Below are 19,420 nucleotides of genomic sequence, written 5' to 3'. Positions count from 1 at the left end.
GGACGCTTTCGGCACGTCAGCGCCCCTCCGGCCGCAGCTGCGGGAAGAGGATGGCCTCCCGAATCGACGGGAGGTCCGCGAGCAGCATGACCAGCCGGTCCACGCCGACGCCGAGGCCGGCGTTGGGCGGCAGCCCCAGCTCCAGCGCCCGCAGGTACGGCTCGTCGACCACCATCGCCTCCTCGTCGCCGCCGGCCTTGGCCAGCGCCTGCTCCTCCATCCGGGCGCGCTGGTCGAGCGGGTCGGTCAGCTCGCTGTAGGCGTTGGCGTACTCGCGGCCGGCGATGACGAGCTCGAACCGCTCGGTGACCGACGGGTCGTCACGGTGCGGGTGGGCCAGCGGCGAGATTTCCTTCGGGTGATTGGTGATCAGCGTGGGCTGCACGATGGTCGCCTCGACCCGCTCGTCGTACAGCTCGTCGACGAGCTTGCCGGCCCCCCAGCCCGGTTCCCAGGCCACCCGCTCCCGGTCGCACAGCTCCCGCAGCTTCTCGACCGGCCAGTCGTAGGACAGGTCGGGGACGCCGAAGTGCTCGGCCACCGCGTCCAGCATGGTGACCTCGCGCCACTCGGCGCCGAGGTCGATCCGCTTGCCCTGGTAGGTCACCACCAGCGGTCCGACCGCGCCCGCCGCCTCCCGGAACAGCTCCTCGCACAGCCGCATCATGTCCCGGTAGTCGGCGAACGCCTCGTTGGACTCCAGCATCGTGAACTCGGGGTTGTGCCGGGTGTCCACGCCCTCGTTGCGGAACATCGGGCCGAGGTCGAAGACCCGGTCCATGCCGCCGACCAGCAGCCGCTTGAGGTAGAGCTCGCTGGCCACCCGCGCGTACAGGTCGATGTCGTACGCGTTGTGGTGGGTGATGAACGGCCGCGCCGTCGCGCCGCCCGCCTGGACCTGCAGGATCGGCGTCTCCACCTCGACGTACTGCCGCGCCGCCATGGAGGCTCGCAGGGTCTCCAGCACGGTCGAGCGGAGCCGGAACTGCCGGTGCGTCGCCGGGTTCATGCTCAGGTCGAGCTCGCGTTGCCGGGACCGCACCTCGACGTCGCCGACACCGCGCCACTTGTCCGGCAGCGGCCGCAGCGACTTGGTGAGCAGCTCGACCGCGGTGGCCTTGACCGACAGCTCGCCGCGCCGGGTCCGGACGACCGTGCCGGCCACCCCGATCCAGTCGCCCGGGTCGAGATCGAGCGCGGCCCGGTAGCGCTGGGTCCCGAGCACGTCGACCGCCAGCATGATCTGCAGCTGGTCGGTGCCGTGCCGGATGGTCCAGAACGTCACCCCGCCGATCGCGTGCCGGAGCATCAGCCGGCCGGCCACCCGCACCTCGTCGTCGGTCTCGTCACCCGCGGACAGCCCGTCCCAGCGCCGCCGGACCTCGGCCAGGGTGGCCGTCCGGGTGAAGCCCACCGGGTACGGGTCCACCCCGGCGTCCCGGAGCCGGGCCAGCTTGAGCCGGCGGGCCCGCTCCAGCCGGCTCGGCGGCTGCCGCTGCTCCCGCGCCGGGGGCGCCGCGGCGGGCCGAACCGTCGCCGGGGCGGTGCCGGCGGGTGCCATCCCGGCGGGTGCCGTCCCGGCGGGTGCCGTCCCGGCCGGCTCGATACCGGCCCCGGCGGTCCCAGCGACGGCGGTCCCGGCAACCGCACCGACGAGGGTGGCCGGAGCCGCGCCCGCCGGCTCCACCGCGCTGCCGGCCCGGGGTGTCCCGGCACTGGACCGGCGCCACGGCAACCGGACCGGGCTCTCCACGAACCCCTCGGCCCGGCCCATCGCGATCGCCACCCGCGGCAGGTCCTCCATCGACTGGATCGCGCAGTACCGCGGCACCCAGTCCGGGCCGAACTTCTGGTTGAACAGGTACAGCGACTCGATCTGGAACCAGCGCGACGCCCGGTGCAGGAACCACGCCTGGGCCCTGGTCCACGGCGAGGCGCCGGTGAGGTCGGCCGCGGTGATCAGCCCGCGCAGGAAGGCGAAGTTCAGCGACAGCCGGCGGACGCCCAGCCCGGGCAGCTGCAGTGCCGCCTCGACGATGAGGAACTCGTTGATCACGCTCGGTGCGGACTTGTCCCGGCGCATGACGTCGAGGCTCGCACCGTCCCGGTCCCAGGGCACGAGGTTGAGGAAGCCCAGCACCGTGTCCTCGGGGCCGCGGGCCAGGACCACGACCGAGTCGCGGTCCCGCGGGTCGAACAACCGGCCCAGCGACATCGAGAACCCGCGCTCGGCGCTGCCGCCCCGCCACCGGTCCGACAGCGCGACGAGCTCGGCGACCGTGCCGGGGTCGAGGTCCCCGGACCGGCGCACCTGGGCCCGCAGCCCGTCCCGGCGGCCACGGTTCCAGCCGCGCTTGGCGTGCTGGCGGCCCTTCGCGTCGATGTCGAAGTCGGTCAGGTCCAGCACCGCCTCGTCACCGAGGTACATCCGGTGCAGCCCCGCCCGCTCGTACGCCTCGACCGCGCTCTCCGAGCAGCCGATCACGGCCGGCACCCGGCCCTGGGCGGCGGACCGCTCGGCGAAGGCGCCGATGGCACCGGGCCAGCTGGCCGGCGGGCCGATCGGGTCGCCGGCCGCCAGCGCCACCGCGCCGGCCACCCCGTACGAGACCATGCCGGCGCCGTCGCGGGCCGAGATCCGGTCGTCGCGGGTGGCGAAGTAGGCCAGCGAGTCCTCGGAGTCGACCAGCTCCTGCGCGCTCGGCCCCGGGTCGCCGGCGACCCCGCGGCGCGGTGCCAGCGCGCGGACCAGGACACCGAGCACGCCGGTCCAGAACAGCGCCGCCACCGACGGCGGGAACACCTCGGCGAACCGGCCGCGCAGCGGCAGGTCGCTGCCCAGCCCGATCGCCATCTTGACCACGTCGCGCAGCACCGACCACAGACCGATCCGGCCGACCAGGCCCGGCTCGTTGGACCAGACGCCCACCACGCCGTACACGGCCGTGATCACGACCACGCCGATCGCCGGGCCGAGCACCCGCCGGCGTTCGCGCGGCCCGAACCCGGCGGTGAAGTACTGGTACTGGCCCAGCAGCCAGCCCGCCAGCACGGCCGTCACCCCGACCTCGACCAGGTCCAGGCCCTTGAGCAGATGGAACACCGCGCTGGCGGCCAGGGCGATGACCGCGGCCGCCCAGGCCACCCGGTTGCGCCGGCGCAGGCCGCCGGCCAGCAGCATCAGGGCGATGCCGAGCGCCGCGACCGCGACGAGCGCCCCGGTGGACAGGATCTCCGGGGTCATGAGCTGCACCGCCCGCAGCCGGCTGCGCTCGGCCGGCAGCGCGGCGGAGACCAGGTTCACCAGGCCGGCCAGGAAGGCGACCGTGCCGGCGATCTGGGCCGTGCGGGCGCCGCGGTCGGCCGCCACCGCCCGGTCCGGGACCACCGGCGGCCCGGCCGGCCCGGTGGTCCCGGTCCCGCCCTCGGTCCCGGCTGCGGCGCCCGGGTCGACATGCAACGCCATCGGTGGTCAGCCCCCGCTTCCGTCGGCGGGGACCTTGACCCGCTGGGAGAAGAAGACGAGCCCGTAGGGCAGGTCCATGGACGCACCCCGCCAGGTGTGGGTCGCACCCGCGACGATCTGCAGGGCGACGTCCTGGGTACGCGGTTTCGTCAGGGCGTAGAGCTGGCGGGCGGTCGCCAGCTGGTGGTCCTCGCTCCCGGCGATGTAGATGATCCCCAGCGGCTGGGTGAAGGTCGTCGTCGGGATGTAGAGGCTCGGCGTGTTGGCCTGCAGCAGCTGCTTGTTGCCGCCGAAGAGGCTGGCGAGCACCGCCCCGGGGTCGCCGTACGGCATCATCGAGACCGAGACCGAGAAGATGTCCTGATTGCGCAGGGCCAGGTTGAGCGCGCCGTAGCCGCCGCTGGACATGCCGCCGATGGCCCGGGCGGACCGGTCGGCGATGGTCCGGTACTTCCCGTCGATCGTCTGCGGCACGGTCTTGGTCAGGTAGGTCTCCAGCTGCGGGCCGCCGACCTGGTTGACCATCTCCGAGTCGTGCACGAAGCCGCCGCTGGCGTCCGGGGCGACCGCGATCATCGGCTGGATCAGCCGGTCGGAGATCAGCTTGTCCAGGATCGGCTGCATGTCGCCGGCCCGGACCCAGTCCACCGACTCGCCGGGGTAGCCGTGCAGCAGGTAGATGACCGGGTAGCGCTTGTTCCGGTTGGTGATCGAGGAGTAGCCGGGCGGCAGGTAGACGTACGCGGGCCCGGGCGGCACGTCCAGCTCCGGCGCCCCGATCGACAGCTGCTCGATCCGGGACCCGCCCCGGAGGTCGTTCCCCACGTCGCCGAACAGCGAGCGGACGGTCGGCACGTAGCCGACGTACGCGTTGGCGGTGGCCGCGCCGGAGAGCACGAGCAGCACGACGAGCAGCAGCGCGGAGCCGGACCGGCGCAGCACCGGGCGGGTCAGCCGGCGGTGGGCCCGGTGCCGGCGGACCCAGCGCCACCCCACCGCGACGATGGTGGCGGCCAGCAGCACCCACAGCGCGCCGGCCAGCCACGGGCTCTCCAGGTAGCCGGTGGTCTGCAGGCCGCTGTTCCAGTCGGCCGCCAGCGTGATGCTGCCGGTGCCGTTGGCCGGCGGGGCGGTCGCGCTCGGGTCGGCGAGGGCGTCGAAGGCGTCGCGCTCCCGGGCCGCCCGCCGGACCCAGTCCAGCACGAGCAGTACGGCTGCGGCCACCGCGAGCACCGCGACCAGATACCGCATCGCCCCCCGGCGTGGCGGCGGTGGCGGGAGCTCCGGCGGCCGGACCAGCGTCTCGGACGTGCTCACGGTCGACCTCCGGTGACGGGGACGGGCGCGCCCGGGTCCGGCTCGGGTTCCGCTTCGGCATCGGCGGCCGGGACCGGTCCGCCCGCCCGCGGCCGGCGCATCCACACGTAGACCGGGATGCCGGCCAGCAGCAGCAGGAAGCCCTTCAGGACGATGTCCGCGCCGGCCCCGGCGATCGCCCACAGCGTGTAGGCGAAGGCCAGCCCGGCGATGATCCCGTCCCGGACCAGCCGGCGCCCGGAGAACCGCTCCCGGTCGACCAGCATCAGCATCAGCTGGGCCGCCGCCGTGTACGTGTACGGCACCAGGATCGACAGCGTGGCCAGCAGGATGATCTGGGTGAACTGGTCGACCAGGCTGGCGGTGTAGTTCATCAGGATCAGCGCGGTCATCAGCACGCTGGAGATGATCAGCCCGGGCACCGGGGCGCCGGAGCGGGACGTGCGGGCGAAGATCGGCGGGAAGAGCCGGTCCCGGGCCGCGGCCAGCGGCACCTGGCCCTGCAGCAGGATCCAGCCGTTCAGCGCGCCGAACGTGCCGATCACCGCGCTGATGGCGACGACGGTGCCGGCCCAGTCGCCGAACATCACCTTGGCCGCGTCCGCGAACGGCGCCGTCGACTTGGCCAGCTCGGCCGCGGGGATCACCCCGAGGACGGCGACCTGGCCGAGGACGAAGATGACGGCGGCGGTGAGCGTGCCGACGATCGTGGCCCGCGGGATGGTCCGCTCCGGGTTCCGGACGTCGCCGGCCGCGACGGTGGCCGACTCCAACCCGACGAAGGCGAAGAGGGTCAGGGTGGCGGCCGCGGTGACCGCGTCGAGGCCGGACTCACCGCTGGCGTTGAACGGCCGGAAGTGGTCGAGGTGCACGAAGGCCAGACCGACGACGGCGATGAACAGCAGCGGCACGAGCTTGATCACGGTCGTGACCACCTGGGTGATCCCGCCGGCCCGGACCCCGACGGCGTTGATCCAGGTGAGCACCCAGATCGCGGCCACCGCGACCAGGGCGGCCAGCAGCCTGTTGCCGGCCAGCGAGGTCCAGAAGTCGTCCAGGTAGCTGACGAACCCGATCGCCAGGGCGGCGTTGCTGGTCCAGGTCGCGATCCAGTAGCCCCAGGCGGTCTGGAAGCCGATGAAGTCCCCGAACGCCCGGCGGCTGAAGGTGTAGGGGCCGCCGGTCTGCGGGTACACCCGGCCGAGGTTGGCGAAGACCAGCGCCAGCAGCACCGCCCCGATCGCCGTCACCACCCAGCCGAGGATGCTCAGGCCGCCGTACTTGGCCAGCGAGCTGGGCAGCAGGTAGTCACCGGAACCGACCATGTTGCCGACCACCAGAGCGGTAGTCATGGCCAGACCAAGGCTCCTCGTACGGCTCCCGACCCTGCCGTCCGCCACCAGTCCCCCGTCCGGACCCGTCCTCCGCCGACCCTCCCCGAGGTCGGTAGCCCGGCCGGTGCCCCCACGAGGCGTCCCTGCGATATGGCCACCGCCGGGCCCGACGCTGAAGCACCAGCGCAACTGCAGCGCAACTATGGCGGCGAATCAGGCCAATCCGGTTGTGACCACCTGATCACGCTGCGAGTATGCGACAAAGGGCAAGCTTCGGAAGCGGTGGCCATGGACGTGCGGGTGGCGCTCGCCGGTCGGATGCACGTCGACGCCTGGGGACGAACGCTTGATGAGGACGCGTTGGGCGGCCGACGCGGGCGGGTGCTGTTCGCCTACCTCGTCGTCGAGCGGGATCGGATCATCACCCGGGAGGAGCTGGCCGGCGTCCTGTGGGGCGACGATCTGCCGTCGAGCTGGCAGCCGGCGCTGCGGGTGGTGATCAGCCTCATCCGGACCGCGTTGACCGCGACCGGGCTGCCGGGCGCCGAGACACTGACCGGCCGGGCCGGGAGCTACCAGCTGGTGCTGCCGCCGGGGACGGTCGTCGACGTGGAGGCGGCCGAGAACGACGTGGCCGCGGGTCGTCGGCTGCTGGCCGCCGGCGACCCGGTGGCGGCGGGGGCGCGGGCCGAGACCGCTCGGGCGGTGGCCGCCCGGTCCTTCCTGCCCGGTCAGGAGGCGGTGTGGATCGACCGGCTGCGGGGGCGATTCACCCGGGTCCACGTGGCCGCGCTGGAGGTGGCCAGCGACAGCCTGGTGGCCGTCGGCGAGGCGGCCCGGGCCGTCCTCCCGGCCGAGTACGCCGTCGCACTGGAGCCGTTCCACGACTCCGCCCACCTCAGGCTGGTCCGCGCGCACGCCGCCGCCGGCGACCGCGGGGAGGCACTGCGGGCGTACGGCCGGTTCCGCGTGCTGCTCGCCGACGAGCTCGGCGTCGACCCCTCGCCGGAGCTGGAAGCGGCGTACCTGGAGCTGCTGCGCCCGAACGGCTCCGCCGGGGACACCCAGGCCTCCGGGCCGCCCGGCGCCCGGGTGGCGACCGACCCGTGACGGGGCCGCGCGACCCGTCCGGCCCGGCGCGAGCCGGTCCCGGCGCGGTCAGGCCGGCGGCACCGGCCGCCGGGCCAGCGCCACGGCGATCGTGGGGAAGAGGAGCACCGAGATCGCGCCGGCGCCGACGAGCGCGGCCGCGTTGTCCGACCGGACCGTGCCGTTGCGCAGCCCGATCGTCGCCAGCGCGACCAGCAGCGGCAGCGAGGTCGCGGTGACCAGGGTCATCTGGACCCGCTCCCGGCGCGGCAGCTCGGTGCGGTAGACGAGCATCGACGGCAGCCCGCGCACCGCCAGCAGCAGCAGGACGAACACCACCACCCGCGCCGGCGCGGCCGCGATCGCCCGCAGGTCGAGGGTCATCCCGGAGGAGATGAAGAAGATCGGGATGAAGAAGCCGTAGCCCAGCGCGTCCAGCTTGTCGGCCAGCGCCGGGGCGTCGGCGGGTGCCCACCGCCGCAGCACTATCCCGGCCATGAAGGCGCCGAGGACGGCGTCCAGCCCGGCGTCGGTCGCCACGACGAGCAGGAGCAGCAGCAGGACCATCGTCCACCGCAACAGGGTCTGCGAGGTGGCGTGCTGGCCGGCGGCGATGATCCCGCCCAGCCGGTTGCCGCGGACCACCCGCGGGAGCAGGGAGAGCAGCATCCCGAGCACACCCAACCCGGTCAGTGACAGCAGGGCGGTGAACTCGGTGCTCGCGCCGAGGAACACGGCGATCGCGATGACGGGGAACAGTTCGCCGACCGCGCCGGCCGCGACCACGTTGCGGCCGAACGGGCCGTCCAGGAGGCCGTGGTCGCGCAGGATCGGCAGCAGCGTGCCGAGCGCGGTGGTGGCGAGGGCGAGCGACAGCGGCACCACCGCCTGGACCTCACCGACGAACTTCAGCACGCCGATCAGGCCGGCGGCGAGCACGACACTGACCAGCCACCCGGCGATCGCCAGCCGGCCCCGGCGCTCCCGGAACAGCCGCAGGTCCAGCTCGTAGCCGGTGAGCAGGAAGAGGAAGCCGAGGCCCAGGTTGGACAGCAGATCGATGCTGCCCGGATCCCCCACCCCGAGCGCCTGGGGCCCGATGACGGCGCCGCCGGCCAGCAGCACCACCACCTGGGGCAGCCGCGGGCCGGGCAGCAGATCGACCAGCAGCGGGGCGATCGCCGCCACCAGCGCGACGGCGAAGAGGGTGTCCAGGGCGGCCCTCACCCGCGGGCCACCCCCCTCGGGGCCAGCGTCCGGCCGTCCCCGGCGCCGACCGGCCACTGCGGCGCGGAGCGCACCGGTCAGTAGCCGGACGGCGGCTCGTCCAGGACCCGGGCGGCGCTGTGACTCACCCCCGCCATGATCATGCCGATGCAGGCGCCGATCGCGAGGTTGAGCGCGCCGGTGGCGGTCGCCAGCGCGGCGAGGAACGACCCGGCTGCGTTCGCGGGCGCGTTCCGGTGGCCGCGACCGCGGTCCGGGAGATCCGGCGCGCCGTACACCATTCCGACCACCCATCCGGAATCCGGCCAGCGGCCGTGAGACGACACCGTTGCCCTATGTCGTGGACGATACGCGCTTCCGGCCCGCCGCCAGCGCCATTCCGCGATCGGGGTGCGGCCGGGACGGCGTCCATCCGCACCCCCCTGCTGATCACCGACCCGGACGCCGAGCAGTTCTGGCCCGGCCGGTCCCGGCAGCTCGCCGCGATGGTCCCCGGCCGGGCCGCCTTGGTCCGCTTCATCGCGGCCGAGACGTGGCCCACCTCTGCCGGCCGACCGGCCAGCTGCTCACCGAGAACCGGATGTTCGACCGGCTGGAGACCGTCCTCGCGGCGCCGCCGGGGCGGTAGCACTCAAGCGGCCATCGCGCGCCCGCGGTCGCGGCCGACGAGCTCGGCGACCGCGTCCCGAGCGGACCCGATCGCGCCGTCGATCCACGCCGGGTTCCCGGAGCAGTGCTCGCCGGCGAAGAAGAGGCCGCGCTCCGGCTGGGCCGCACGGCTGCGCTCCTCCTCCGCCGACGCGGCGTCCTGTCCCCAGCGGACGGTGCAGCCGCCGCCGGTCCAGCGGTGCTGGTCCCAGGCGACGCTCGCGGCGCCGAGGACCATGCCGGGCCGGCGCAGCTCCGGATGGATCTCGGCGAGCTCGCCGAGGACCGCCGCGTGCCTCGCGGCGGCGGGCATCCGGCCGAGGGCCTCGGCCTCGTCGCCGAGCGTGTAGCTGGCCAGCAGCACGGCGCCGAGCGCGGGGTCGCCGTCGACCGCCGGGTAGTAGGTCTGCCGCAGCAGCCCGCCGGTGCTGGCGGCAGCGTCGGTGATGCCGGCCCCGGACCAGAAGGCCTCCCGGCAGTGGAAGGCGACCTTGGTCGCGGAGACGTACCGGACCTGCTGGATGACGTCCCGCTTGTCCGCGCTGACGCCGGTGAGCTGCACCCGGCGCAGCACCGGGAACGGGATCGTGCAGACCACGTACCGGCTGCGCCGCAGGACCGTCCGGTCGTGCCGGCGGACCTGCAGCAGCACCTCGTCGGGACGCACCTGGATGCCGACGACCTCGCGGCCGGTCAGGACAGGGCCCTGGATGCGGCGGGCCAGGCGCTCGACCAGCCGGCTGGTGCCGCCGCGGATGCGCAGCAGGCCGTCGCCGGTCTCGGTGAGCAGGTCGTCGAGGAAGCCGCGCAGGTCCCCGCTGCAGGCGGCGCGTACCTGGGGGTGCGCGGTGAAGAACGCCCGGAGGTCCGGCTGGCCGGTGGCGGTCAGATGGGCCTGCAGGTCGAGCCGGTCGAGGCGGTCGAGCAGGACCGAGCGGGCGTCGTGGCGCACCTGGCGCCGGACCGAAAGCGGGGCGACGGCGTCGGCCAGCCCGACCAGCTCGGCGGCGAAGCGGAGCGTCCGGTCCCGGTAGCGACCGGCGGGCAGGCCGGCCCGGAGCTCGCGGAGCGCCGCCGCCACCGGATCGGCTTCCGGCCCGGTGCCGGGGCCGGCTCCGGGCCGGAGGCCGGGGAAGGTGCGCAGCTGGCCGGCCAGCCCGGTCAGGGCCACGTAATCGAGCGTGTGGCGGTGCCCGGCGGGGATCCGCATGGCCCCCAGCTCGGCGACGGGGCCCAGGAGGTCGGGACCAAAGCGGTGACTGTGGATCCGGCCGCCGAGGCGGTCGCTGCCCTCCAGGACCTCGACCCGGTAACCGAGCTGCTCGAGCTCGAAGGCCGCGGCGAGGCCGGCGACGCCGGCCCCCAGTACGGTGACGGTGCGGTCGGAACCACGGCTGTCGCCGGTCGTCACTTCTCCTGGACGGGTACGAATCATGTCCCGGAGGGTGGCGGCACCGGCTCCAACGGCGGTCAAAGCGGCTTTCACCGCGGGGAGTGCGGCGAGACCGGGCGCCGCTACAGGGCGGACGCCATCGGGACGACGGTGGCGGCGTAGCGAGCTTCTCAACCGCCGGCGCTGGCACGGTGGCGAACGACGCGCTCCCGCCGAGCATCACCGTGCCCGACGGCGACGGCGACGCTGTCCGGCCACGTCCGTACGTGGGCCGAACACGCCGCCGTGGTGGACGCGGCATGGCGGGCCGTCGGCGTCTACGACATCAGCGACTACCCCGCCATCACCGGCTGATCGCCGTACCAACCCATTCCGGAGACCGCCGGGCGAGGTGCAGATCCGCACCGACCTCGACGGCCCCGGGCGGACCCGGCCTGGGCCCGTCGTCGCGGGTGACCGTCACGGCAAGCACCCGTCATCCGGTTCGGCGACGCCGTCCAGTGTGAGCCGGCGGATCTCGAGCAGTTCGAGGCCGAGCGCCTCCAGCTGAGCGACGACGCCGTAGAGCGCCGACTGGTCCAGCAGACCAACGAGCACCGTGCGCGGGCCTCGACACTGCGCCACCATCGCCGGGAAGGCGGACAGAGCCGTGACACCGAGATGGCCGTTGACCTCGACGGCGTACCGGGCCTGCCCTGGGTCCATGCGGGGATGGTCGAGCGCCGGCAGGTGAATCCTCATCACCAGGATCCGGTGAGGACAGCTCAGCGGGCCCGGCCGGCCCCGAGCAACCCCAGCTGCCGAGCCCGCTCCACCGCCGCCGAGCGGTCGCGGGCCTGGAGCTTGGCGTAGATGTTGCGGACGTGGGTGTTGACCGTGTTCACCGAGACGGACAGTTCGCCGGCGATCTCTGGTCTGGACAGGTTCGTCGGGAGATAGCGCAGCACCTTCAGCTCGGTCGGGCTGAGTCCATCCACCGCCGAGGAAGGGTGGTCCTCGGCCGGCAGGGATGCGCCGTGCGCGGCGTCGAGGATGTCGCGCAGCAGCGCGGCATGGGCGGTCTCGTGCCGCGGCAGGCTCTCGAGGAGCTCGGCGGCGCCGGTCATCACGAACGGCAGGACCACCCGGTCAGGCTCCGCCAGGGAGAGCGCGGATTCGGCGGCCTGGTTCGCCGCACGCTGGTTCCCGAGCTGCCGGTGCGCCCGCCCGCCGAGCAGGTGCGCCTCGACGATCGTGATGTATCCGGTGACCGGCGCCCGGCCCTCGATCACGTCGCGGACAACGGCGAGAGCGGCCGCCGGATCGCCGTCGGCCAAGGAGATCGCCGCCCGGGCATTCCGGACCTCTCCGGAGCTCGCGCGCTCGTCGTCGAGCGTTGTCAGCGCGGCGCGCGCTTCGCCGGTCAGGCCGAGGCGCGCCTGCGTGGCCAGCAGCCAGCCGGTCACCTGGCTGGCCAGGGCGTGCGATCCCACCAGCTGCGACCGCAGGCGTTCGGCCGCACCGAACTCCTCGAGCGCCTCGGGGAGCCGGCCGCGGCCGGACCGCACCATCCCGGTCCCGATGTGCAGCAGCAGGCTGATGCCCGGACCGGTGTCCGATCCGAGGGCCTGCGCGGTGTGCTGAAGCCACCGCTCGCCGTCGTCGAAATCACCCATCCACGTGGCGACGCCGGCCAGCGTGAGCAGCGCGGGGGCGAGGATGGTCTCCGCGCCCCAGCCGTAGCGCTCGGCAAGGGCCAGCGCCTCCTGGCACCGTCGCCGGGTGGTCGCGAACGAGCGGATCTTCGACGCGAAGCCGAGCTGCGCGAGGCAGGCGACCTCGATGTACGGCCTGCCGTTCTCCCGCGCGAGGGCCGCACCCTCGAGGAGGTGGCGTTCAGCGTCCGGTGTCGCCAGCGACCAGGCCTCGATGGTCCCCAGATTCATCAGCGCGACGGCCCGCAGGTCGCTGTCGCGCCCGATGTCCTCCTCGGGCTGCCCGGTCACCGGCGAGGTCAGGAACTCGACCTGCTCCAGGACGCCGGCGACCGACCCGCGCCGCCGGGCCAGGGACAGCTTCAGCGACGCGACGGCGACCCGCAGACGGCGCCGGCGATCGGGTGGCGTCGTCTCGATGTGAGCCTCGGCGACCGTGAGGTAGCCGGCCGCCTTGTCCAGCCGTCCGAGTGCGACATCGATCGTGGCATGGGCCACGGCCAGTTCGGAGGAGTCCGTCCACGCATCCGGCGGAAAGGCCTCCAGCAGCGCCTGAATGGTCTGGGCCTGCCCGTCCAGGGTGAGGCCGAACGAATGATCGGCGAGCAGCCGGGCTGCGGTGGACCAGTCGCCGGCCGCCTGGCTGTGCTGGATCGCGTCCACGACCCGGCCGTGCTCGGAGAACCATCCGGCGGCCCGCCGGTGCAGCGTCGGCACCTCTTCGGGCAAGGTGCGGCGGAGCTCGAGCCGGAGGAAGTCGCCGACAAGGTGGTGGTAGCGGAACCAGGTGCGGTCCGGGTCGAGGGAGACGACGAACGCGTTAGCCTCCTCCAGGTTCAGCAGGATCCGCTCGTTCCCGGGGCGACCGGTCAGCAGGTCGGCCAGCTCGCCGTTGACCCGATCCAGCAGCGAGGTCCGCAGCAGGAGCCGCTGCACCTCGTACGACTGGCGTTCCAGCATCTCGGCGAGCAGGTACTCGGCGACCGTGCGGTCGGTGCCGGAGAACGCCGCGACGAAACGCTCGGGGTCGGGATGGCCGAGCAGTGAGATCACGGCGAGCCGGAGTCCCGCGGCCCACCCCTCCGTTCGCTGTTGCAGGTCGGCGATGCCGGCCTCGGACAGCCGGATCCCGGCGGCGTCCAGCAGCCGACGCGTCTCGGGTTCGGTGAAGCGCAGATCCGCGGCCCGGACCTCGGCCAGCTCGCCCGCGAGGCGAAGCCGATGCAGGCCCAGTCGCAGATCCCGCCGGGTGGCCAGGATCGCGTGAACGCCAGGCGGAAGGGTGGTCAGCAGCCCCGAGAGCTGCGCGAGTGCCTCCGGCGAGTTGAGCTCGTGCAGATCGTCGATGACCAGCGTGACACCGCCGGCGTCGGCGAGTTCCGAGCACACCCGGTCGACCATCGCGCGCGCGTTGAACTCGGGCGTCGCCACGGGCGGTTCCGCGCGGCCGGTCGGGGCCGCGGCCCGCCGGACCGCCCCGAGCACGGCCACCCAGAACGCCTGCGCGTCGTGCTCGTCGCGGTTCACCTGAACAACGGCGAGCGAGCCCCGGCGGTCGGCCCAGGCGCGCAGCAGGGACGTCTTCCCGCTCCCGGCCGGAGCCGAGATGACCGTCACCTTGCTCGCCGCCGCCCGATCGAGGGCCGCGAGAAGATCCTCCCGGTCGATCAGACCGGTCGTCGCTGGAGCCACCATCACGGGGGGCCTGCCTCGGGTACGCCTGCTCGGTATCCGTGTGGCGTGCTGCGCCCGACGGCCCAGCCGAAGCGCCGCCCCCTCCGTACCAGCCGCTGCGCACAGTGTCAACGACACATCGTCGAGCGCCCCGCGCCGGCGCCCGACCGACGAATCACCGGGATCCGGTGACGTTGGCTCACCATCCCCGGGCCGAGCCTGGCTCCCGTCGCGAAAGGACATACGCCCGCAGGACGGGCCCGGCCTCCCAGGGAGACACACAGTGACATCAGCACCCACGCCGCTGCCCGACTACGCGCCGATCCCGCCGTCGGCACTCGGCCCCGCGCTCAACGCCCAGGGCTTCTACGTCGGACGGGTGGAGCGGAACCTCTACTGGGTCACCGACGGCGTGTACACATCGGCGTTCCTCACCACCGCCGACGGCGTCGTCCTGCTCGACGCGCCGGCCACCATCGGGCACAACCTGCAGCGGGCCGTGGACCAGGTCGCCGCCGAGAACGGGGTGTCCAACCGGGTCACCCACCTCGTGTACTCCCACCACCACGCCGACCACCTCGGCGCCTCGGCGCTGTTCGGCCGGGACGTAGTGCGCATCGGCCACACCGAGACCCGGCGGCTGCTGCTGGGCTACGACGACCCGACCCGGCCGGCGCCGGAGGTCACCTTCGGCGACCACTACAGCCTCCAGGTCGGCGGCGAGCGGATCGAACTGGCCTGGCGCGGCACCAACCACGCCGCCGACAACCTTTTCATCCACCTGCCCGACCACGACACGCTGATGCTGGTCGACGTCGTGCTCCCGGGCTGGGCCCCGATCTACAACATCAACGTCTCCACCGACATCCCCGGCTTCGTGGACGCCCCGGACGTCGCCCTGTCCTACCCCTGGCGGCACTACATCGGCGGCCACATGGGCCGACTCGGCACCCGCGACGACGTCGTCGTGCACCGGCAGTACTTCGCCGACATGACCGAGAGCGTGCGCGACGCCCTGGCCACGGTCGACCCGACGCCGTTCTTCGTGAGGTACGGAACGAACAGCTGGGCCGGGGTGAAGACCTACCTCGACACCGTGACCGAGCAGGCCGCCGCCCCGGTCATCCAGAAGTACACCGGGGTACTGGCCGCCGCCGACGTCTTCACCGCCAGCAACACCCTCGCCCTCCTCGAGTCGATGCGTCTCGATCTCGGCGCCGGCATCCAGATCCACCCCTGAGTCCGGGATCGATCCCAGGTCGGACCCTCCGGGGGATGCGGCCAGCCTGACGGTGAGCCGCCGTTCCTCACCCGGAAGGGTCGGGATCGGCCCTGTCGCTGCGACCTGGATGGGTGCGATACCCAGGCAGCTGGGCGTTCCCGGCTTTGGCCTCGGCCCTCCTGCTCCGGGACACAGGCACGTCGATCGTCTGAGCGCCCGGCCAGAGATGTCAGCAGTGGATCGACAGGGGCGCGCCCGCCCGGGCCGCCGCCACACCAATCCAACCGAAGGGAGTTCCTCCGTGAGCGCCGAGCAGCGAGAGATCCTCGATGGGATCCTGCGGCAGTCAGCCTTCCCCGCCGACATCGACGTGAGCGAGCAGCGCCGGCTGCTCCGAGAGCTGACATCGGCGCAGCCGCTGCCCGCCGACGTGACCGTGACCGCAGCCGCACTGGGCGGCGTCCCGACGGCCGAGATCACCGTGGACAGGATCGAGCCTCGCCACGTTGTTCTGTTCTTCCATGGCGGCGTGTACGTACTGGGGGACGCCTTCGCCGCCGCTGACCTGGCCTCGCAGATCGGCCGCAGGACGCACGCCAAGGTCATCTCCGTCGACTACCGGCTCGCCCCCGAGCATCCGTATCCGGCGGCGGTCGACGACGCTCTTGCCGCCTACGAGGCCCTCCTCCGAAACGGCACAGCCCCTGCGGACATCGCCTTCGCGGGAGAGTCCGCCGGCGGCGGGCTCGCCGTCGCCACCCTGGTCAACGCCCGCGATCACGGGCTGCCCCTGCCAGCCGCGGCCTTCGTCATGTCACCGTATGCCGACCTCACCCTGGCCGGGACGACCATGGAGACCAAGCGCGAGGTCGACCTGCTGATGAGCCGAAAGAACCTCCAGTCCCGAGTCGCCGACTACACGGCCGGACAAGACGCCGCTCTTGGCCTCATCAGTCCGATATTCGCCGATCTGTCCGGCCTGCCGCCCCTGATCATCCAGGTCGGAACTCACGAGGTTCTCCTCGACGACGCCGTCCGCCTCGCGCGACAGGCCGCCATCGCCGACGTCGAGGTCACCCTCGACATCACCCCTGGGGTGCCGCACGTCTTCCAAACCTTCTATCCGATCCTCGACGAAGCGGCCGCGGCGCTGGACAGAGCCGGACAACTCCTGTCGGCGCATCTCGCCAGCACAGAACGCGTCAACGCCTAGCGAACGACAGGAGCTCTGCCTGGCCGTCGGCGACGACGACCTGGCCAAGGAGATGCTGACCGCCTGACGGTGACGCCGCCGTCCTTCAGATACCGGTCTCCAGGGCGGCCCGTCGCAGCGTCCCGACGGCGATTGCGACCGTTCGGGGCGAGATTGGAATCGTCCGGAAGACCCGGCGCGGACGGCTCCGAATACCACGGCTTAGGAAATGCTCCATGTCGCTCTGCAGAGCGGGCGCGAGCTGGCCACCGACCTTGTGGCTGTACGACAGGAACGCGTCGTACTGGCCGGTCCGACGCGGGATTCGCGGGGATCGTCCATCCGCCGGTTCCTTCTGATCGTGGACACTGAACTGTCGCTGCGTAGCCTCGGAGACCCGTCGCCGCGGATCGTTTCACGAGATCGATCCGAGACGAGCGACACCGCGAAGTGCCTCTCGACACCACCCCGGAAATCCGGTGCTCTCCTCTGCGCGCCTTCCACCAGATGTACTGCCCGGGGACGCTGGTTGTGTGACGACACGGTCTGAACGATCTTGATGTGGTGAGGACCTCCTGGCGCGGCGTGGAGTTGTATCCGGACTCGCAGGCGTTCATCGAGTCCTGGTTCGGCCAATTCAAGAACGCTGCGCCTGGCGCGCCGAGTGGGAATCCATCGACCAAGCCAGACGGGAGATCGACACCTACGTCGAGGGCCACCACGACCGTCCCCACTCCGGCCTCGGCTACCGCACTCCGGCCGAGGTCGCCACCACCTGGCAAGGTCCGCAGGAACTCCAATCCCGAGCGACCTGACCCGTCAACGCGACGGCGTCCACGTCACCATGCGACCGATGCACGCCCCACTCCAGGTCGATTCACGAGTCTCGTCATTGTGGCCGTTTGCGAAGCAGTGCATGATAAGCCGCGATTGGCGATTTGGGTGCTCGTGAGGTCGGGGTGAGGATCATGTTCGACGAGGGACGGGTGCTTCTGCGGGAAGGCACCCGCTACTGGTGGGTCCTGGTGGTGTCCGGGATCGCCTGGCTGGTTATCGCCTGGGTGGTGCTGCGAGCGAACGTCACGTCGCTGGCCACGGTGGGCGTCCTGCTCGGCGTCCTGTTCATCGTCGCCGGCGTGAACGAGGTGTTCTTCGCCGGCGCGGTCACGAGCGCCTGGAAGATCCTGCACTATGCGATGGCGGCGATCTTCCTGCTCGGCGGCCTGTGGGCGTTCATCCGCCCGATCAACACGTTCTTCGCGCTGGCGTCCGTGCTCGGGCTGATCCTCATCTTCTCGGGTGCCTTCGAGATCGTCCGTGCAGTCGCCTCCCGGGAGGAGAACCGATACTGGTGGCTCGGCCTGATCACCGGCATCCTGCTGATCCTGCTCGCCTTCTGGGTGTCCAGCTCCGATCGCGTCTTCGACCTGGCCAACCGTGCGTTCCTGATCTTGTTCTGGGTCGGCTTCATGGCCCTGATCCGCGGGTTCACCCAGATCATGCTGGCCTTCTCAGTACGCCGCGCCGGACGGGAGCTGGACGCCGAGGCCCGTTCGCTCCAGTGACCTCGCACTCGACGTCCCAGCCCATCTGCGCATCGCGACCGCCTTCACCGAGCTCGCGGCCGCGGTGTAAGCGCGTCGCCCACCGGGCCGGCCTCGCCCAGTCCGCCTAACGCAACAGCGCTTGTCTGAGTGGACCGTCGCTAGTCACCGTCGCGGCCACTATGAACTCGCCACGACGTCACACCATCGCTCCGGCTGACGGCAGCATTCACCGAACTCGCCCTGACCACATGTTCCGCGGTCTATGTGCCCATGGCATTCCGCCAAGGGCGATGGGTGCCGGGTTGCCTTCGGCCGGCACGGTCGCGGACGCCGGACTGTCACCGTCGCTCCCGCCTTGTCTTGGCGAGCTCAGCCAGTGTCTGTCCGCGGGGAGATCGGAAGTTCCGGGTGGTCCGGTGTGACGCCCCACGGAGCAACGCGGGCCACTCCCTCGGCGGTACGGGAGGCTCGGCCGGGCTGGCATGCTGGGTCAACGCTGTTGACCCTCGGTGTGGAGGCTGACGTGCGGATGCGAATCGCCGTCGTGGTGAGTTCCGTGGCGCTGGTGGTCGGCGCCGGGCTCGCCGGCAGTCCGGCGTACGGGTCACCCGGGTCCCGCACGACGGTGGAGCACGTCGGCCAGATCGCCCGGCAGGACATCGCGCCGCAGCCCGGCTCCGAGCCCGACACGCTCGTCGAGCCGGACGTGGCGGTGTCACCGCGCGACCCCAGGATCGCGGTCGCGGTCGCCCACGACGGTCGCTTCCCGGACGGCGGCGCGGTGGACATCTCCTACGCCTGGACGCACGACGGCGGCCGGAGCTGGCATCACGCGCCGATGCCGTTCCTGACCAAGGCGCTCGGCGGCACCTGGGACCGGGTCTCGGACCCGGTCGCCGCGTTCGGCCCGGACGGGACCGTCTACGTCTCGACCCTGCTGTTCATGGTGGATAGTTGTCCGACCGCCGTGGGTGTGTCCCGCTCGACCGACGGGGGCCGGACGTTCGGTCGGCCCGTGCTCGCTCACTTCTCCGCCAGCTGCGCCGTGTCGGACGACAAGAACTGGCTGGTCGTCGACACGTCGCCGCGCAGCCCGCACCGGGGCCGGCTCTACCAGTTCTGGACGCCATTCCTGGGTGACGAGGCGGGCAACGCGTTCGCGTCGCCGCAGGTGCTGCGCTGGTCCGACGACCGGGGCCGGCACTGGAGCCGGACGGTGAACGTCTCCGCCACCGACGTGTTCACCCAGGACTCCCAGCCGATGATCCAGCCCGATGGCACCATCACCGACGCCTACCTCAACTTCGGCGCGGACAGCGGGCGGGAGGGTCCGGAGGCCCGCGAGACCGGTGCCGAGACCGAGGTGCAGCGCCCGGACGCGGCGGCGGCACCCGTAGGCGACCTGATGGCGGCCAGAACGTCACACGACGGCGGCGCCACCTGGAGCCCGGAGGTCACCATCACCCACGACGCCGGGGAGGGGCCGGCCGGGATCCGCTGCTGCCTGCCCTCGGCGACCGCCGATCCGCGGACCGGGCGGCTCTACGCGACGTGGGACTCCGCCTCTCCCGACACGGTCGCGCTGTCCACATCCCGCGACGGGCGGCACTGGTCGGC

The 19,420-nt window shown here is 72.5% G+C and carries 13 protein-coding genes; 5 read left to right on the top strand and 8 right to left on the bottom strand.

Annotation, left to right across the window (positions count from 1 at the left end; all coding sequences use genetic code 11):
* Nucleotides 1-16 precede the first annotated feature (16 nt).
* The 3 genes from lysX to VGP36_13025 are packed head-to-tail and all read right to left on the bottom strand — an operon-like array spanning nt 17 to nt 6,135.
* Nucleotides 17-3,466, bottom strand: a complete 3,450-nt coding sequence (lysX, locus tag VGP36_13035) for a bifunctional lysylphosphatidylglycerol synthetase/lysine--tRNA ligase LysX (protein ID HEV7655640.1) — start codon at nt 3,464-3,466, stop codon at nt 17-19.
* 6 nt (nt 3,467-3,472) lie between these two features.
* Nucleotides 3,473-4,783: an alpha/beta hydrolase-fold protein gene (locus tag VGP36_13030; protein ID HEV7655639.1), complete on the bottom strand. Its 1,311-nt coding sequence runs from the start codon at nt 4,781-4,783 to the stop codon at nt 3,473-3,475.
* The gene (locus tag VGP36_13025) at nt 4,780-6,135 is read right to left on the bottom strand and encodes an amino acid permease (GenBank protein ID HEV7655638.1); all 1,356 of its coding nucleotides are present in this window, start codon (nt 6,133-6,135) and stop codon (nt 4,780-4,782) included. Before VGP36_13025 ends, VGP36_13030 begins: the two co-directional genes overlap by 4 nt.
* A 270-nt stretch (nt 6,136-6,405) precedes the next feature.
* On the opposite strand from VGP36_13025, the gene VGP36_13020 reads away from it, so the two are divergent.
* Nucleotides 6,406-7,227: a BTAD domain-containing putative transcriptional regulator gene (locus VGP36_13020; protein HEV7655637.1), complete on the top strand. Its 822-nt coding sequence runs from the start codon at nt 6,406-6,408 to the stop codon at nt 7,225-7,227.
* Nucleotides 7,228-7,275: 48 nt separating this feature from the next.
* Here the strand turns inward: VGP36_13020 and VGP36_13015 are convergent, their stop codons facing one another.
* The 5 genes from VGP36_13015 to VGP36_12995 all read right to left on the bottom strand — a co-directional run bounded on the left by VGP36_13015 (nt 7,276) and on the right by VGP36_12995 (nt 13,863).
* On the bottom strand, nt 7,276-8,433 hold the full coding sequence (locus VGP36_13015) for a cation:proton antiporter (protein ID HEV7655636.1): 1,158 nt from the start codon (nt 8,431-8,433) through the stop codon (nt 7,276-7,278).
* Nucleotides 8,434-8,510: 77 nt separating this feature from the next.
* Nucleotides 8,511-8,714 (bottom strand): hypothetical protein, encoded by a 204-nt coding sequence (locus VGP36_13010; protein ID HEV7655635.1) that lies wholly within the window; start codon nt 8,712-8,714, stop codon nt 8,511-8,513.
* Between the two features lie 350 nt (nt 8,715-9,064).
* Nucleotides 9,065-10,516 (bottom strand): NAD(P)/FAD-dependent oxidoreductase, encoded by a 1,452-nt coding sequence (locus VGP36_13005; protein ID HEV7655634.1) that lies wholly within the window; start codon nt 10,514-10,516, stop codon nt 9,065-9,067.
* 417 nt (nt 10,517-10,933) lie between these two features.
* Nucleotides 10,934-11,215 carry a hypothetical protein gene (locus tag VGP36_13000; protein HEV7655633.1) on the bottom strand — a complete coding sequence of 94 codons (282 nt, stop codon included), beginning with the start codon at nt 11,213-11,215 and terminating at the stop codon, nt 10,934-10,936.
* Nucleotides 11,216-11,238: 23 nt separating this feature from the next.
* Nucleotides 11,239-13,863 carry a LuxR C-terminal-related transcriptional regulator gene (locus tag VGP36_12995; GenBank protein ID HEV7655632.1) on the bottom strand — a complete coding sequence of 875 codons (2,625 nt, stop codon included), beginning with the start codon at nt 13,861-13,863 and terminating at the stop codon, nt 11,239-11,241.
* Between the two features lie 262 nt (nt 13,864-14,125).
* Here VGP36_12995 and VGP36_12990 point away from each other — a divergent pair, with 262 nt between their 5' ends.
* From VGP36_12990 to VGP36_12975, 4 genes are all read left to right on the top strand, one after another.
* A complete protein-coding gene (locus tag VGP36_12990; GenBank protein ID HEV7655631.1) occupies nt 14,126-15,082 on the top strand; it encodes an MBL fold metallo-hydrolase in 957 nt (318 codons plus the stop codon).
* Between the two features lie 283 nt (nt 15,083-15,365).
* On the top strand, nt 15,366-16,277 hold the full coding sequence (locus VGP36_12985) for an alpha/beta hydrolase (GenBank protein ID HEV7655630.1): 912 nt from the start codon (nt 15,366-15,368) through the stop codon (nt 16,275-16,277).
* A 947-nt stretch (nt 16,278-17,224) separates the two neighbouring features.
* A complete protein-coding gene (locus VGP36_12980) occupies nt 17,225-17,821 on the top strand; it encodes a DUF308 domain-containing protein (GenBank protein ID HEV7655629.1) in 597 nt (198 codons plus the stop codon).
* 505 nt (nt 17,822-18,326) lie between these two features.
* Nucleotides 18,327-19,420 (top strand): sialidase family protein (locus tag VGP36_12975; GenBank protein HEV7655628.1); only part of this gene is annotated, 1,094 nt, incomplete at its 3' end.

It is taken from the genome of Mycobacteriales bacterium (assembly GCA_035995165.1).
Taxonomy (GTDB): domain Bacteria; phylum Actinomycetota; class Actinomycetes; order Mycobacteriales; family CADCTP01; genus CADCTP01.
This window is presented reverse-complemented; position numbering and strand designations above follow the sequence as displayed.